10 protein-coding genes are annotated in these 15713 nt (G+C 54.2%); 6 read left to right on the forward strand and 4 right to left on the reverse strand.

Annotated elements, in window-relative coordinates:
* Positions 1-30: 30 nt before the first annotated feature.
* Entirely contained in the window at positions 31-600 is a 570-nt protein-coding gene (locus CCASEI_RS03495; RefSeq protein ID WP_025387144.1) for a GNAT family N-acetyltransferase, read from the reverse strand.
* A gap of 495 nt (positions 601-1095) precedes the next feature.
* Between CCASEI_RS03495 and CCASEI_RS03500 the strand changes: the two genes are divergently transcribed.
* From CCASEI_RS03500 to CCASEI_RS14335, 5 genes are all read left to right on the forward strand, one after another.
* A complete protein-coding gene (locus tag CCASEI_RS03500) occupies positions 1096-2079 on the forward strand; it encodes an ABC transporter permease (RefSeq protein WP_006821461.1) in 984 nt (327 codons plus the stop codon).
* Complete coding sequence (locus CCASEI_RS03505) at positions 2080-3168, forward strand: ABC transporter permease (RefSeq protein WP_025387145.1); 1089 nt, start codon at positions 2080-2082, stop codon at positions 3166-3168.
* A complete protein-coding gene (locus tag CCASEI_RS03510) occupies positions 3165-5081 on the forward strand; it encodes a dipeptide ABC transporter ATP-binding protein (RefSeq protein WP_025387146.1) in 1917 nt (638 codons plus the stop codon). The genes CCASEI_RS03505 and CCASEI_RS03510 overlap by 4 nt, the downstream gene beginning before the upstream one ends.
* A gap of 90 nt (positions 5082-5171) precedes the next feature.
* Complete coding sequence (locus CCASEI_RS03515) at positions 5172-6881, forward strand: ABC transporter family substrate-binding protein (RefSeq protein ID WP_025387147.1); 1710 nt, start codon at positions 5172-5174, stop codon at positions 6879-6881.
* 425 nt (positions 6882-7306) lie between these two features.
* Positions 7307-9637 carry a sialidase family protein gene (locus CCASEI_RS14335; protein WP_025387148.1) on the forward strand — a complete coding sequence of 777 codons (2331 nt, stop codon included), beginning with the start codon at positions 7307-7309 and terminating at the stop codon, positions 9635-9637.
* Positions 9638-9745: 108 nt separating this feature from the next.
* Here the strand turns inward: CCASEI_RS14335 and CCASEI_RS03525 are convergent, their stop codons facing one another.
* Complete coding sequence (locus tag CCASEI_RS03525) at positions 9746-11521, reverse strand: acetyl-CoA carboxylase biotin carboxylase subunit (protein WP_006821466.1); 1776 nt, start codon at positions 11519-11521, stop codon at positions 9746-9748.
* A gap of 232 nt (positions 11522-11753) precedes the next feature.
* A complete protein-coding gene (locus CCASEI_RS03530; protein ID WP_025387149.1) occupies positions 11754-12632 on the reverse strand; it encodes a sulfurtransferase in 879 nt (292 codons plus the stop codon).
* A 367-nt stretch (positions 12633-12999) separates the two neighbouring features.
* Here CCASEI_RS03530 and CCASEI_RS03535 point away from each other — a divergent pair, with 367 nt between their 5' ends.
* Complete coding sequence (locus tag CCASEI_RS03535; protein WP_025387150.1) at positions 13000-14082, forward strand: Cj0069 family protein; 1083 nt, start codon at positions 13000-13002, stop codon at positions 14080-14082.
* 42 nt (positions 14083-14124) lie between these two features.
* Here the strand turns inward: CCASEI_RS03535 and CCASEI_RS03540 are convergent, their stop codons facing one another.
* Entirely contained in the window at positions 14125-15681 is a 1557-nt protein-coding gene (locus tag CCASEI_RS03540) for a GMC family oxidoreductase (protein WP_025387151.1), read from the reverse strand.
* Between the last annotated feature and the right edge of the window lie 32 nt (positions 15682-15713).

A 15713-nucleotide genomic window follows, 5' to 3' on the forward strand; every position in this document is an offset into this window, starting at 1 on the left:
GTAGAGGGCATTGTGCGTTTTATGCAGTAATTAGAAGTACTTGATCATCGCGCCTGGCGCAGCATTCGGGATATCAATATCGCTAAAGCCTGCTGCTTCATAAAGCTTGCGTGCACGTGGGTTTTCAGAATCTACCCACAAAGCAACAGCCGGTGCATCTTGCTGGCGGGCAAGCTCCACAACATTATCCAGCAGAATCTTGCCCAGGCCCTGTCCCGCGTAGCGGCGCTCAACGGCAATGCACAGCTCGGGGATTGATTCAGGATCAAACTCGGTGGCCCACAAGCTTTCATCATGTGGGTCAGCGTCTGGTGATTGTGGGCCCATGTAAGCCGCACCCTTTTCATCGCCAGTGAAGTAGCGCAACCAGGCGCCACCAGCAGGAACCTCAAAGTTGGAGAAGGCCAGCACGCCGCCATCTACCAGGGGAGACCAATCGCCCACGTAGCGCTGAACATCCGGAATATGTGATTCCGGGAGAGCTTCAGATTCATCCCCGAATACTGACGTGAGGTAGAGGAGACGCAGTAGGTAAGTGCGGTCTTCTTCTTGGGCAATGCGGACACGAAGTTGAGTGTCATTAACGTTGCTGAGATCCATGCCCCTGAGCATAATCAGGCTGCTGCTGTAATGACACCTAAAAATCAAAAACAAGCTTTACATCAGATAGTCGTTGTTTCATGCGCTGAGATTCCGCCAAGCGTGAATATAAATAAATGAAAATCGGTAGTTTCTTGAATTGAGCATATGTTTCGCGGCAGGAGACCATTTGTACGTGTCTGACATGCGGAAATGTGGCTTGTGGGATATCTATCCGCCTGGAAGGCTCTTAACAATCGATTGCCGGGTAGAAAATTTTATCCGATCTACCTGTGGTTATGTAAAGTTTATATTTTTTACGTTTCCGCTTAGATTATTCAAAATGGGGGTAATTCCACCCCTTAAGTATTTTCAGTTTCATGAAAACGGCTTGAAAAGCCGGGCGGGAGGTTTACGATGAAGTGGCTGAAATGTGACCCACTGCTCTATCCGTTGACGGGAAGGGCGGAACACATTTGAGGCTTGTTTTATTGACTTCAATCGGAATGGATGAGGATGTTCAAATACATCATCAAAAAGACCGCGAGTTGGATCTTGGTGGTATTCCTGGCCACCAACATCGCATACTTGCTTGCGGCTTCGTTCCTCGACCCGAAATCTAATTACGCGGCTCGACGACCCCCACTATCTGCTGATCAAATTGACCGAATTCTAACGCCGCTTAATTTAAGTGAAAATACTCCGCTGCTGGAGCGCTGGTGGAACTGGCTTTCAAGCATTCTCTTCCGCTGGGATTGGGGCAAGTCCCCAATTGGTGAAGAAGTAATTGACCAGATTGGCCATCGTGCCCTAGTCTCCGCGCAGCTGCTACTACTGGCCACCATCTTGTCCGTCATCATCGGCGTCGGACTTGGTGTCTACACGGCTTCCCGCCAATACAAGATGTCCGACCGTTTCTGGCAGTCCGCTTCCATCGTGACCATGAACGTTCACGTTGCGGTTGCATCGCTGTTGGTTGTTGCTGGTGGTCTTTGGATTAATGACATCGCTGGACGTCGCATTGTCTACGTCACCGGTGCATCAAGCCAAAACGTTCAAGGATTCTTTCCTGCGCTCATTGATACCGCTCAGCACCTGATTTTGCCGACCATCTCCTTGGTCATCATTTCTTACGCTGGCTACCACATGATGCAGCGAACTCTTCTACTGGACAACCTCAATGCTGACTACGTTCGTACCGCTCGTGCGAAGGGACTTACCCGCGGAAAAGCAATCCGCAAGCACGCATTACGTACCTCCATCATTCCGGTGGCAACCTCGGTTGCATTCTCCGTTCCGGGCATTTTTACCGGCGCAATTATGACGGAACAGATCTTCGCCTGGAACGGAATGGGCCAGTACTTTATTGAAACCATCAGCCGTAATGACGTGCATGGCACAACTGCAGTGGCAGCATTCGGCGCAGTCATGGTGGCAATCTCAGCAGTACTTGCTGACATTGTTGTCGTGGCGCTGGATCCGAGAGTTCGGGTGAGCTAAATGGATGACAAGAAGAAAGCAACACAGTCGCGCTTTAGCGCACGCAAACCAGAGCGTGGCCAACGCCGTAGCGATCTTGGCATTGACGCGGCATCCGAAAACCTTGCGCTCGGTCCACGCACCGGCACGGCAGACTTCACTCCAACCACGGAGCCAGGCGTTCCAAAGGCGCTGGGTCTTCCCACCGATGAGACTGAAGAGCTGGCATCATCCAGCTCAAGCTCGAGATTCAAAGGTACTTCCAAACTAAAGCTCTACACCCGCCGCTTCCTACGCAACCGCATGGCAGTGGTTGGCTTGCTCATCTTTATTCTCTTGGTCTTCTTCGCACTTTTCGGTGGAGTCTTTGCCAAGTGGTCATTTGATGACCCAGACTTCCTGAACTTGGCCACCGGCCCAAGCTCTGAACACTGGTTTGGTACTGATGATGCCGGAAATGACCTATATGCACAGACAGTGCACGGTCTTGGCCGAACTCTCATCATTGCGGTGTCGGTTACCGTTGCCACCACAATCTTGTCAGCGCTCATCGGCGCAGGCGCAGCCATCTACGGCGGCGCAGTGGAAAAGGTCATTTTGACCGTCATCCACTTCCTGCTGGCTATCCCAACCTTCTTGCTCATCGCACTGTTGGTTGCTGATACCGGTGGTGACTGGAAGATGCTGACATTCGTCCTCATCTTGTTCGGCTGGATGTATGCGGCCCGTGTCATTTGGTCACTCGCACTGAGTATTCGTGAAAACGACTACGTGCGTGCAGCGTCCTACATGGGTGTATCCAGGCCAAAGATTGTGGTTCGACACATCGTTCCAAACATTGGCTCGCTGCTGATTATCCAGTTCGCGCTGGGCTTGGTTTCCACGGTCATGTCAGAGACCGCCCTGTCCTTCTTGGGCCTGGGTGTGAAAATGCCAGACGTATCACTTGGTACCTTGCTGGCCGGTGGTGCGAGTGCACTGGAGTCTTCTCCATGGCGCTTCTACTTCCCTGCAGGTGTACTGACCATGCTGACCGTGTCCATGGCATACATTGCTGACGGTCTGCGCGATGCCCTTGACCCGAACTCGAATTCAGGAGGCAAAGCATGAGTTCTCCAATTTCTCAGACTCCATTGCTCTCAGTTCGCAACCTTGAAGTTGCATTCCCTTCAGAGGCAGGACGTGTCCATGCGGTGCGAGGTGTTGACTTTGACCTTATGCCAGGGCGCACGCTTGGCATTGTTGGTGAGTCCGGTTCAGGTAAATCAGTTACCTCCATGGCGATCATGGGACTTTTGCCCGAATACGCACGCATTACTGGTTCCGTAAAGCTTTTGGGCCAAGAGCTCATTGGCAAAATGGATAAGGAAATGTCGAAGATTCGCGGCAAAGAAATGTCGATGATCTTCCAGGATCCACTTTCCGCTTTGACCCCCGTATTTTCCATTGGTGACCAGTTGGTTGAAGCCATTCAGGTGCATGCCAATATCTCTAAGTCCAAGGCGGAGAAGAAGGCAATTGAGCTGCTGGATCTGGTGGGTATTCCAGAACCACACAAGCGCATCAAGAGCTTCCCACACGAGTTCTCTGGTGGTATGCGTCAGCGTGTGGTTATTGCCATCGCGATTGCGAATGACCCGCAGGTCATCATCGCCGATGAGCCAACCACCGCGTTGGACGTGACCATTCAGGCTCAGATTCTTGATGTTCTCAAGGTTGCGCAGCGGGAGACCGGTGCAGCAACCATCATGATTACCCACGACATGGGCGTGGTTGCAGGCACGGCTGACGATGTCATGGTGATGTATGCAGGCCGCCCAGTGGAATACGGAGATGTGTTCTCCACATTCCAGGAGCCCAAGATGCCATATACCGTTGGTCTGCTTGGTTCCACGCCCCGTGTGGACCAGGCGGAGGAGTCTCCTTTGATTCCTATTAAGGGCACACCACCGAAGCTCTTGGAGCCGAAGGCGGAATGCCCGTTCGCGGCACGTTGCCCGGTCGCCATTGCAGAATGCTTGACACTGGAACCACCTTTGATTCCTATCAGTGGGGATGAATCCCGCCGCGTTGCGTGTATCCGTTCCGAAGAAATCTCTCAGGGACGAATCAACGGCGAACCGATGTATCCGATTCCAGATTTCGCGCCGGATAAGTTTGAGGGCATTCCTTTTGACCAGCGTAGGGTCACCTTGGAGGTCAAGAGCCTCAACAAGGAGTTTCCGTTGATGAAGGGCTCAGTGCTCAAGCGTCGCGTGGGCACTGTCCATGCGGTAAAGAACGTGAGCTTCGATGTCCATGAAGGCGAGTGCTTCGCCATCGTGGGTGAGTCCGGCTCCGGCAAGACCACAACCTTGCTGGAAATCATGGAGCTGAATCCACCATCAGGTTCTAGCATCGTGCTCAACGGTGTAGATGCATCGAAGCTCAATAGCAGCAAGCGACGTCAGCTGCGAAGCGATATTCAGATGGTGTTCCAGGATCCCATGAGTTCCTTGAACCCGCGCATGACCATTCGCGAAATCATTGCGGAGCCGCTGCATTCGCTGGGCTACGACGGCAATATTGATGAACGCGTGGCCGAGCTTATGACGACAGTTGGTCTGGAATCTCACCAGATTGACCGTTTCCCGGGACACTTCTCTGGCGGTCAGCGCCAGCGCATTGGCCTGGCTCGTGCGCTTGCCACCAATCCTTCGCTGATTGTGTTGGACGAGCCGGTGTCCGCACTGGATGTGTCCATCCAGGCTGGCGTTATCAACCTGCTCCATGACCTCAAGCGCCGCCTGGGAATCTCCTTTGTCTTCGTCGCACACGACCTCTCTGTGGTCCGCCACCTTTCAGACAAGGTAGCCGTAATGTACAAGGGCGATTTCGTCGAGGTTGGAGATATCAAAGATGTCTTTGACAACCCGCAGCACCCATATACCAAGTCCCTGCTTTCAGCCATTCCGGTCCCAGACCCGACGGTTGAGCGTGACCGAAAACGGATTGCGTATCAACCGGCTGAAAGCACTACCTAAAACTGCACGTAAGTGCGATCAGAACAATTGAATATTCCAATTTCCCTTGTTGTGCCACGGCACGCTCCTTTGAAAAGAAAAGGTGTTCTCATGAAAATCTCATTCCGTAAGTCCGCAATCGCGGCAGTCACCGCATCCGCGCTGATCCTCTCCGGCTGTGCGGGTGGCGACTCCGGCTCCTCAGGTTCCGACTCCAGCGCTGATGGCGCATCCGCACCAGGCGAAGAGCTCGAGGTCTCCCTCGACGGTGCCTACAACGAACAAGACCGTGAATCCCTGGCCAAGGGCGGTGAGCTGACCCTGGCAATCTTAGAGATTTCTGAGCAGCAGAACCCATTCCAGGCTGACGGCACGCTCTACACCAACAACGTGTGGAAGTTCTACAACCCGCAGATGACCTTGTTCAACGGCAAGGGTGAGTTCGAGCCAAACAATGACTACCTGACAGATGTCACCGATGAAGTAGTTGATGGCAAGACCGTGGTCACCTACACCATTCACGAGGATGCCCAGTACAACGATGGCACCCCAATTGACTGGAAGTCCTTTGAGCACACCTGGAAGTTCAACAACGGTGAGAATGAAGAACTCAATGTCTCTTCCACCGATGGCTACGAGCTCATTGAATCCGTGACCCAGGGTGAGAACGAAAAGCAGGCAGTGGTCACCTTCAAGCAGGAGTACGCATGGTGGCAGGGGCTGTTCGGCTTCTTGTTGCCAACCCAAGTTGATTCGGCTGAGGTCTACAACGAAGGCTACATCAATGAGCTGCACCCAGAATGGGGCGCTGGGCCATACAAGGTGGACAACGTTGACTTCAACACCGGAACCGTATCCTTCGTGCCGAATGAAAATTGGTGGGGTGATGAACCAAAGCTGGACCGCGTGACCTTCCGCCAGATGGAATCACAGGCTTCCATCAACGCCTTCAAGGCAGGCGAAGTTGATGCAACCGGTGTTGCTTCCAAGGATCGCCTGGCATCCGTTGAAGACATGGATGGCATTGAAATCCGCACTGCGATCCGTCCATCCAACATCTTGATCACCTTGAACAGTGAATCCCCACACCTGGGCGACATCAAGGTCCGTGAAGCCATCATGACTGGTATTGACCGTGCACAGCTGGCTACCATCCGCTTCAACGGAATTGGCTACGAAGAGGAACTTCCAGGCTCCTTCACCTTGTACCAGACCCAGGAGGGCTACGAGGACATCTTCGGTGAGCTGGTGCAGTTCGATGTTGAAAAGGCGAAGTCCTTGCTTGATGAGGCAGGATGGACCGAAGGTAGCAACGGCGTTCGTGAAAAGGACGGCGAGACCCTGACCTTGAACTACGTGCTACTGGGCGATGACCCTAACTCCCGTGCGAGTGCCAGCGCAACCCAAAAGATGATGCGGGACATCGGCGTTGACCTGCAGATCCAGGAACGTCCATCCTCGGACTTCTCTAAGGTCATCACGGAGCGCTCCTTCGACGTCTTCCCAATGGGCTTCACCTCGTCCGACCCATTCGGTGTCGCTTACTTCGGTCAGACGTACATGTCTGACTCTGAACTGAACCAGTCCGGTACCGGTACTGAAGAGCTTGATGCGAAAATCGAAGAACTGCAGCAAATCGGTGACGGCGATGAGCAGATCGCCCGCGCCAATGAGCTGGAGAAGGAAGCTCTAGGAACGTACGGCATTATGCCATTCGCCAACGGCCCAGACATGGTTGCCGTGGCTGACCCGAAGCTTGCCAACTACGGTGCGTACTCCTTGGCAACCGTTGGTGTTGAAGACATCGGATACATGGAGTAATCCCTGCCCTCACAGCAGTAGCGCGGTGTTTCACAGTCCCTAGCGCTAAGAAGCACCAGTAAGCCCCGCAGCATCATTTTTAGAATCGATGCCGCGGGGCTTTGTCGATTCAAACGCATTTAGCCGGGGATATCAGACAAGATTCACTTGCACTCCTGGTTGCGAGCAGTCTTTACGGAGCCAGCTGAGGTCATTGCGCGCGCTAATCTGGATGTGCCGTTTCAGGGACGGAGAACGCCAAGCTCCGTTGACTTGCGGTTTTGAAAAGGTCGCACCGTTTGGCAAGGGCAATCCTTGAGAAACCTTTTGGGATTATGCACTAATTCACTCATTTCATAGAAATATGCTTTGAAACACTTTAAGATTTTATGTCAGGTGTCCATGTCAGACATCTGATGTCTGTGCCCCTTAAGAAGAGGAATCAAGTGAAAAGAACCAAAGCAGCCTTGGCTTTGCCCGTTGCTCTATCCATGTCCTTTGCCCTCAACCCAATCGTGGCGTCCGCGCAGACGCTGCCTGAAGAAACTTCCGCTCAACCCTCTGCCGAAGTTGAGGCAGAAACAACTGCAGAAGTAACTGAACCCGAAGAAACCGGGGAAGAATCCGCCGAGTCTGGCGACGTAGTTGACGCAGTTGATGCTGCGCAAGCCGTTGCCGCCGTTGACGGCTTGGAAGTGCGGTTGGAAGTAACCAACCCGCGCCAAGATGGCCAGGCGTGGAAGGTCGGAGATGAAATCCGCTACAGCCTGGTGGTGGACAATGACACCGGCGTTGGCCGTGCGTTTGAAACCACTGGATCCAACCTGGATAACTGGCAGCCGTGCCGCTGGACCAACATGGCCAATGGTGGTGGGGAACTAGAGTGCAACACCTTGTCCCACGTTGTCACCGAAGAAGACCTGGAGGCAGGGAGCTTCACCCCGACCTTGGATGCGAGGTTGTTTGAAACCCCGGGCCATACCGGTGAGAACCAGGACTTGGATCAGATTGTGGGCGAGGAAGCCATCATCGCCCAGGCTGCACTGGACGTAGACATGGATGCTGAGGAGTCTGAAGACAGCTACGGTGTCGGCGATACCGTAGAAGCAACCCTGACTATCCGCAACATCAGCGATAATGATGTGATCAGTGAAGTTGCTTCGGAACAGGATGCTGCTGATTGCCAGAACCTGACTATCGCTGTGGGCGAAGAAGCTAATTGTGTTATCACCCATGAGGTGACCCAGGATGATGTTGAGCTTGGCTATGTGGAACTTGCAGCGGAAGTGTCGGCGCTGGTTGACGGCGAAGTCGTAGACATCGTCAGTGCAGATGCCCGGGTTGGCCTAAACACCTCGTGGGATGAGGCAACGGCGTTTGAGCACCCTGATGCATCGATAAGCATGGATGCGAAGATGAGCGCTGGGCAATTGATCATGGGCTTTGATTCTGAAAACAACATCCGCATCCCGGCGTTGGCTGTTGCCAGCAACGGTGACCTGCTGGCCTCCTATGACCGCCGCCCACTGGCTGGAGGTTTCAACGGCGGTGACTCACCGAATGCAAACTCCATCGTGCAGCGTCGCTCCAGCGATAATGGCGTGACCTGGGGTCCAGAAACTGTCATTTCCCAAGGCAAAGCCGGCGACGACAAGATCGGCTTTTCGGACCCGTCCTACGTGACTGATAAGAACACCGGACACATCTTCAATTTCCACGTCCAAAGCTTTGACTCCGGCGTGTTCCACAACAATCCTGCCTACACCTACAACGAGGACGGCAGCATTGATGAAAGCCACCGCAACACCATGAACCTTGGTATGGCTGTGTCGAAGGACAATGGCCGTACCTGGGAGAATCGCGTGATCACGGATGAGGTTTTGCGCGGGGCCGGCCATGACATGATGTCTGGTTTTGCCACCTCCGGTGCCGGTATCCAGATTGAACACGGCCCGCACGCGGGACGCTTGGTGCAGCAGTACGCATGGCGAATGAAGGATGAGTCCATCAGGGCAACATCGGTGTACTCCGATGATGGCGGTGAGACCTGGAACCTTGGTGAGTACGCGCCAGCGACTTCCGTTGATGGGGAAGAGCTTCGCTACGACGAGAACACCATCGCAGAGCTTTCCGATGGCTCCCTGCTCATGAGCTCACGCTCGAACAACGGCAAGCGCATCTTTGCTACCTCAACCAACGGTGGTCAGACCTGGGAGAACGCCTACTATGAGCCAGCATTCAATGCAGAGAGCAATCCTGGCTCTGGCTGGAATCCAGGCAACAACAATGCGGAGCTGATTCGCGCATTCCCGAACGCTGAGCCGGGCAGTGCTGAGTCGAAGGTTCTGCTGTACTCGTTCACTCAGGGCACAGACCGCACCTTGGGAACCATCGCCGCGTCCTGTGATGACGGCAAGACCTGGCCTGTTAAGCGCATTTTTGAAACCGGCCCATCGGGATACACCACCATGGCGGTTCAGGAAGACGGCTCCATTGGCCTGCTCTATGAGTCTACTTCTTTCAACGAAGTCTCATACCGAAACTTCAGCCTGGCGTGGCTGGATGGCAAACTCTGTGGCCTGGCAGAAAACGAGCAGGGCGGCGATGATAACGGCGACGACGCGCAGCCGATCAGCTCAGGCAGCTCCAATTCCTCTTCAGGTGGTTCCATTGTTGCAGCACTGACCGCTGCTTTAGCGGGTGGCATTGTTGGTGTCATTGGCACCATCATGACGTTTATCAATAACCCACGGGCTTTGATGCAGTTCCTGCGTTAAAGCTGCTGAAGATAGACATAAAAATACTTCTCCCCGAATTCGACGGCCAGGGTAATTCCTGACCGAATTACCGAATTCGGGGAGAAGTATTTGTTGTGTTAGCTCAGGCTACTTAATCTCAAGGATCGGGTTGCCCTTGTTGATCTGGGAGCCAGCCTCAACAGCCAAGTCGGAGACGATACCGGACTTGTGTGCTTTAACTGGGTTTTCCATCTTCATGGCTTCCAGGACGACAACAATTTCGCCTTCCTGGACTTCCTGGCCATTTTCAACATTGACCTTGATGACGGTGCCCTGCATTGGTGCAACAACGGAGTCACCGGAAACCGCAGCCTTTGCGCCGCCACCGCGACGCTTCTTGGACTTCTTACGTGGGGCAGCGCCGCCGCCAACCACCAGGTTGCCTGGCAGAGCGACCTCCACGCGGCGACCGTCAACTTCAACGACGTACTTCTGAGCTGGCAGCTCATCAGATTCTTCAGCTGCCTCAGCTGGATCGACAAAAGCAGGAAGTTCGTTCTTCCACTCTTCTTCTATCCACTTGGTGTAGACCTCAAAGTTGGAGCCGTCGCCGATGAATGCAGGATCAGCGGTGATTGCCTGGTGGAAAGGAATAACCGTTGGCAGACCTTCAACCTTGTACTCAGCCAGTGCGCGGCGGGAGCGCGCCAGAGCCTCGTCACGGGTCTCGCCCCAGACAATGAGCTTGCCCAGCATGGAGTCGAACTGACCGCCAATGACGGAACCCTCGCGCATACCGGAGTCAACGCGGACACCTGGGCCAGCTGGCTCATCGTAGCGAGTAACAGTGCCTGGTGCAGGCATGAAGCCAGCGGCAGCATCTTCACCGTTGATGCGGAACTCGAAAGCATGACCGCGTGGAGTTGGGTCTTCCTTGATACGCAGCTCCTGGCCCTCAGCAATGCGGAACTGCTCACGTACCAGGTCAAGACCAGTGGTCTCTTCGGTTACTGGGTGCTCAACCTGCAGACGGGTGTTGACCTCAAGGAAGGAGATGAGGCCGTCGGAGCCAACCAGGTACTCAACGGTGCCGGCACCGTAGTAGCCAGCCTCGCGGCAAATACGCTTTGCGGACTCGTGGATGGATGCACGCTGCTCATCAGTCAAGAATGGGGCAGGAGCTTCCTCAACCAGCTTCTGGAAACGACGCTGCAAGGAGCAGTCACGGGTACCAACAACGATGACGTTGCCGTGCTGGTCAGCCAGGACCTGCGCCTCAACGTGGCGTGCCTTGTCCAGGTAGCGCTCAACGAAGCACTCACCGCGACCGAAGGCAGTCACTGCCTCACGGGTTGCGGACTCGAAGAGCTCAGCAACCTCAGACTTTTCATAAGCAACCTTCATGCCGCGGCCACCGCCGCCGAAAGCTGCCTTGATGGCGATTGGCAGTCCGTGCTGGTCAGCGAATGCCTCAACCTCAGCTGCATCTGCAACTGGATCCTTGGTGCCAGGGGTCATTGGCGCTTGCGCGCGCTCAGCGATGTGGCGAGCGGTGACCTTGTCTCCCAAGTCAGCAATGGACTTTGGTGATGGGCCGATCCAGATGATGCCAGCGTCGATGACAGCCTGTGCGAACTCAGCGTTCTCAGACAAGAAACCATAACCAGGGTGGATGGCGTCCGCGCCGGACTTCTTCGCGGCGTCCAGAACCTTGTCAATGGCAAGGTAGGACTCTGCTGAAGTTTGACCGCCAAGGGCAAATGCTTCATCGGCAAGAGCGACGAATGGTGCATCTGCATCTGGTTCCGCATATACCGCAACCGATGCGATGTCGGCATCACGAGCTGCGCGAATAACGCGAACCGCGATTTCGCCGCGGTTGGCGATAAGAACCTTGGTGATCTTCTTGGATTCAACTGCCACGGCTATTAGACCTTCCTAAAAATTAATAAGTTTGAACTCTAGCTATTCTTACACACAGAAACATGAGAATACCGTCATATTTTGTTTTTTCGCAACAAACAATAGACAAAATGCCCGTACCAGCACAAACGTGTGAAGGTACGGGCGTGTCTTCAATTACATCTGGCTAATCCTCGGTGAATCTCCGAAACCGAATGTCTTCGAAACTAATCCGAGATGGCCCTAACTCGGATTAATTGGCGGACTTTTCAATCGGCATGCGGACCATGTTGCCCCACTCTGCCCAAGCTCCGTCATAGTTGCGGACGTTATCGAAGCCCAGCAAGTACTTCAGAACGAACCAGGTGTGTGCACCCTGTGCGCCAAGGTGCGAGTACAAAACAACTTCCGATGCCGAACGTAGCTCGCCGTAGGTGGATTCCAGATCCTTCAGCGGACGGAAAGTGGCATTCGCGTAGGTCGCCGCGTCCCACTTGATATGGGTTGCACCTGGAATGTGGCCGTGGCGGAAGGTGGTTCCGTACTGGGAGTCACCGCTAGCGGAATGCGTGGTTGGCTCCCCGTTGTATTCTTCCGCGCTGCGGGTATCAATGATCGCTCGCTTAGGATCTTGTTCGATCAGCTCAGTGACAAAGGCTCGCAGCTCCGCGTCATTGCGTGGGGGCTCTGGGTAATCAGATTCTGGGAAGTCCGGAACCATATAAGAGGTATCGCGCTCTTCCGCCATCCACGAGTCACGGCCGCCGTCGAGCAGGCGAACATCCTCATGGCCATAAAGTTCAAAGATCCACAGTGCGAAGGCTGCCCACCAGTTGGACTTGTCGCCGTAGATAACAATGGTGTCATCGCGCTTGATGCCCTTCTCGCGCATCAATGCTGCAAAGCCCGCAGGGTTCACTACGTCCCGAGTGTCCTGGTCCAGCAGCTCGGTGTGGAAGTTAATCCTGGTTGCGGTTGGGATGTGGCCGATATCGTAGAGCAACGAATCCTCATCGACCTCGAATACGCGAAGGCCTTTAATGCCTAGGCGTGCGGATAGCCAGGGCGCCGAAACGAGGCGGCCGGGGTGTGCGTAATCCTGAAAAGGTGGGTGCGGATCGAATTCGGTCACGTCGACGGCCTTTCTTTATTGTGGAAACTATTTATTGGCTCCAATACGTCACCTCAACCTTACAGGGCTGGCCCTCGAATGGTCACTTGGGATGGCAAAATGTGGTATTGACTACAGAAAATTCACATAGCGAACAATGCGCGGGGCGCGCACCGCAGGGAATAGGTATCTGACCTCGCTATTTTTAAATATCTATAACGCTAAAGGCGCAGGTTACCCCTACAAAAATTGCCACTCGGTTGAGTGCGCTGCCAACGGGTTTATGCGCTATTTTTCATGTGGAGGGCGCGGCTGAATGTGATGAGCCTAAGCGGTGCCCACTTGTATAACACCCCTTTTCTCCACTAACCCTTGAAGGGAGAGTCCCATGCACAAAGCAATTGTGGTCTTCGAAGTCGAAGGCGGCTCTGACAAGTATTTTGATGGTCACCGCAAAGACACCATGCCGATTGTGAATTCCATTCTGGAAACCGGCTGGTATGCTGAGGTTGTCTACTTCCGCCCCGAATGGCGCGAAGATATCTTCACCTATGTTTCTGAAAACTTTGATGCCTATATCTCTCGCGTAAATCCGGGCAACATTCCCGGCGGTGAGAAGGTCTACTTTGAGCTGCTGACTCAGCTCACTGAGGCGGGTCTGGTGGGCATGTCCACACCAGAAGAGATGATGGCCTACGGGGCTAAAGATGCTTTGGTCAAGCTCAATGACACGGACTTGGTTCCATCCGATACCGCTGCTTATTACGACGTGGAAACTTTCCACGACACGTTCCCAATATCCTTGTCCTTTGGTGAGCGCGTGCTCAAGCAGAACCGTGGTTCTACTGGCTCCGGCATTTGGCGCGTGCAACTAGAAGATAAGGAACTGGCCGCATCGGTTACGCCGGGTACTCCTTTGCCGTTGGATACGCAGCTCAAGTGCACGGAAGCGGTGGATAACCATACCGAGATTCGTGAGTTGGGTGAGTTCATGGAATTCTGCGACCGCTACATTATTGGTGATAACGGCATGCTGGTGGACATGCGCTTTATGTCGCGTATCGTCGAGGGTGAAATCCGCATCCTGCTCGTGGGCGCAGAACCAGTCTTCGTGGTGCATAAGAAGCCAGCAGAGGGCGGGGATAATTTCTCGGCCACGCTGTTCTCGGGTGCAAAATACAGCTATGACACTCCGGAGGCATGGCAGGACTTGGTAGATATGTTCGCTGAGGCTCGCCCAGTTATCGCTGAAAAGCTCGGCGGCGACAATATCCCATTGGTCTGGACCGCAGATTTCATGCTTGCCGATGACGCCGACGGCAACGACACCTATGTCCTCGGAGAGATCAACTGCTCCTGCGTGGGCTTCACCTCCGAACTGGACATGGGCATCCAACAGCGAGTCGCGGCTGTAGCTATTTCGCGCGTGGAGGAAAAGAAGAAGCCCTTGCCTCCAATGATCAGTAATTGATCAAAAGGGCAAGAGCTTTCTTAAGCTGCTACCGAACGATAGCTATTGTTCACTGATGAGCTGTGCTGCGCGTTCACCGATCATCATGCAGGTGATGTTCGGATTGACGGCAACGAGCTGCGGCATGACGGAGGCGTCGACAACGCGCAGGCGGTTGACGCCCTTGACGCGCAGCTCTGGATCGAGCGGCGACATGTCATCGTCAGCAGAGCCCATGCGGCAGGAACCTGCTGGGTGGTAAACCGTGTTGTGGGTCTTCGCAACGTAGTCAGCGATTTCCTCATCGGTTTGCACCTCCGGACCAGGGGAGAGTTCACGCTTGACTACATCGGCAAGCGCTGATTGCGACGAAATCTTGCGGGCCAGCTTGATGCCTTCGACAGCAATGCGCATGTCATAGCCTTCCTCATCCGTGAAGTAACGAGGATCAACAAGTGGCTTATCGCGGAAATCATTGGAACGCAGGCGAACCGTTCCGCGGGAGCGCGCGTGGGTCACATTCGGCGTGAGCGCGAATGAGTTCTCCGCGGTTGGGTAGCCCTGACGCAAGGTGTGCATATCAAACGGCACGGAACCGTAGTGCATCATCAAATCTGGCAGGTCAGTATCTTCATCAATCTGGGTGAAAATACCGATCTCCCACCACTGGGTGGAGTCTGAGACCATATCAACCGTGGTCTCAAAATTGATGACAGCTTCTGGGTGGTCCTGCAGGTTAGAGCCAACGCCAGGGGAGTCCACGCGGACCTCGATGTTGTTTTCCTTGAGGTGCTCGGCTGGGCCGATTCCTGAGAGCATAAGCAGCTGAGGAGTGTTGATTGCGCCGGCAGAGATGATGACTTCGCGCTTCGCGTTCAAGACGGCACGGCGACCGAAAACATCGCGCATGTATTCAATACCCGTTGCATTGTTGTCTTCATCGAAGACGATGCGGGAAACCCACATGTCGGTGAGGATATCCAGGTTCTCACGGCCTTCGATTGGGTGAAGGTAGGAAACCGAGGAAGAGGAGCGGGTGCCATCCTGCTTCGAGTTGATCTGGAAGAAGTTCGCACCGTGCTTAACGGTTTCGCCCTTGTTGAAGGTCTTGCGTGGGATACCGGCTTCTTCGCAGGCATCAAGGACTGCGACACCAACTGGATCGGTTGCCGGAACAGACATGAGGTTAACCGGACCATCATGGCCGTTCTGGTCACCCTCATGGTCATTGGTCTCTAGCTTCTTAATCAGTGGCAGTACGGTTTCGCGGTTCCAGCCAGTTGCGCCGAGCTTTTCCCACAGGTCTGCATCTTCTGCTGGGGTGTGAAAAGCGATGCACGAGTTGTGAGACGAACAGCCACCGAGCACCTTTGCGCGTGAGTGGCGCATGAAGGAGTTGCCGTTTTCCTGCTGTTCGATCGGGTAGTCCCAGTCAAGGCCTGATTCCAGTAGCTCGGGCCAGCGATTAAGGGTGAGCACCTCATCATGCTTGGAGTCATGTGGACCTGCTTCAAGAAGGGCGACGCTCACATTTGGGTTCTCACTCAATCGTGCAGCCAGCGCCGCACCGCTCGAGCCGCCACCAACAATGATGTAGTCGTATTCCTTCTGTTCAGCCATTGAAATCTCCTTTTAGTTCTTTACTTGAGCGT

The organism is Corynebacterium casei LMG S-19264, from assembly GCF_000550785.1.
GTDB classification, from domain to species: Bacteria; Actinomycetota; Actinomycetes; order Mycobacteriales; family Mycobacteriaceae; genus Corynebacterium; species Corynebacterium casei.

Excerpts from the sequence above, each read along its gene's own strand:
- CCASEI_RS03495 (WP_025387144.1), bottom strand. The coding sequence starts at position 600 with ATGGATCTCAGCAACGTTAATGACACTCAACTTCGTGTCCGCATTGCC.
- CCASEI_RS03540 (WP_025387151.1), bottom strand. The coding sequence starts at position 15,681 with ATGGCTGAACAGAAGGAATACGACTACATCATTGTTGGTGGCGGCTCG.
- CCASEI_RS03515 (WP_025387147.1), top strand. The coding sequence starts at position 5,172 with ATGAAAATCTCATTCCGTAAGTCCGCAATCGCGGCAGTCACCGCATCC.
- CCASEI_RS03500 (WP_006821461.1), top strand. The coding sequence starts at position 1,096 with ATGTTCAAATACATCATCAAAAAGACCGCGAGTTGGATCTTGGTGGTA.
- CCASEI_RS03510 (WP_025387146.1), top strand. The coding sequence starts at position 3,165 with ATGAGTTCTCCAATTTCTCAGACTCCATTGCTCTCAGTTCGCAACCTT.
- CCASEI_RS03505 (WP_025387145.1), top strand. The coding sequence starts at position 2,080 with ATGGATGACAAGAAGAAAGCAACACAGTCGCGCTTTAGCGCACGCAAA.
- CCASEI_RS03535 (WP_025387150.1), top strand. The coding sequence starts at position 13,000 with ATGCACAAAGCAATTGTGGTCTTCGAAGTCGAAGGCGGCTCTGACAAG.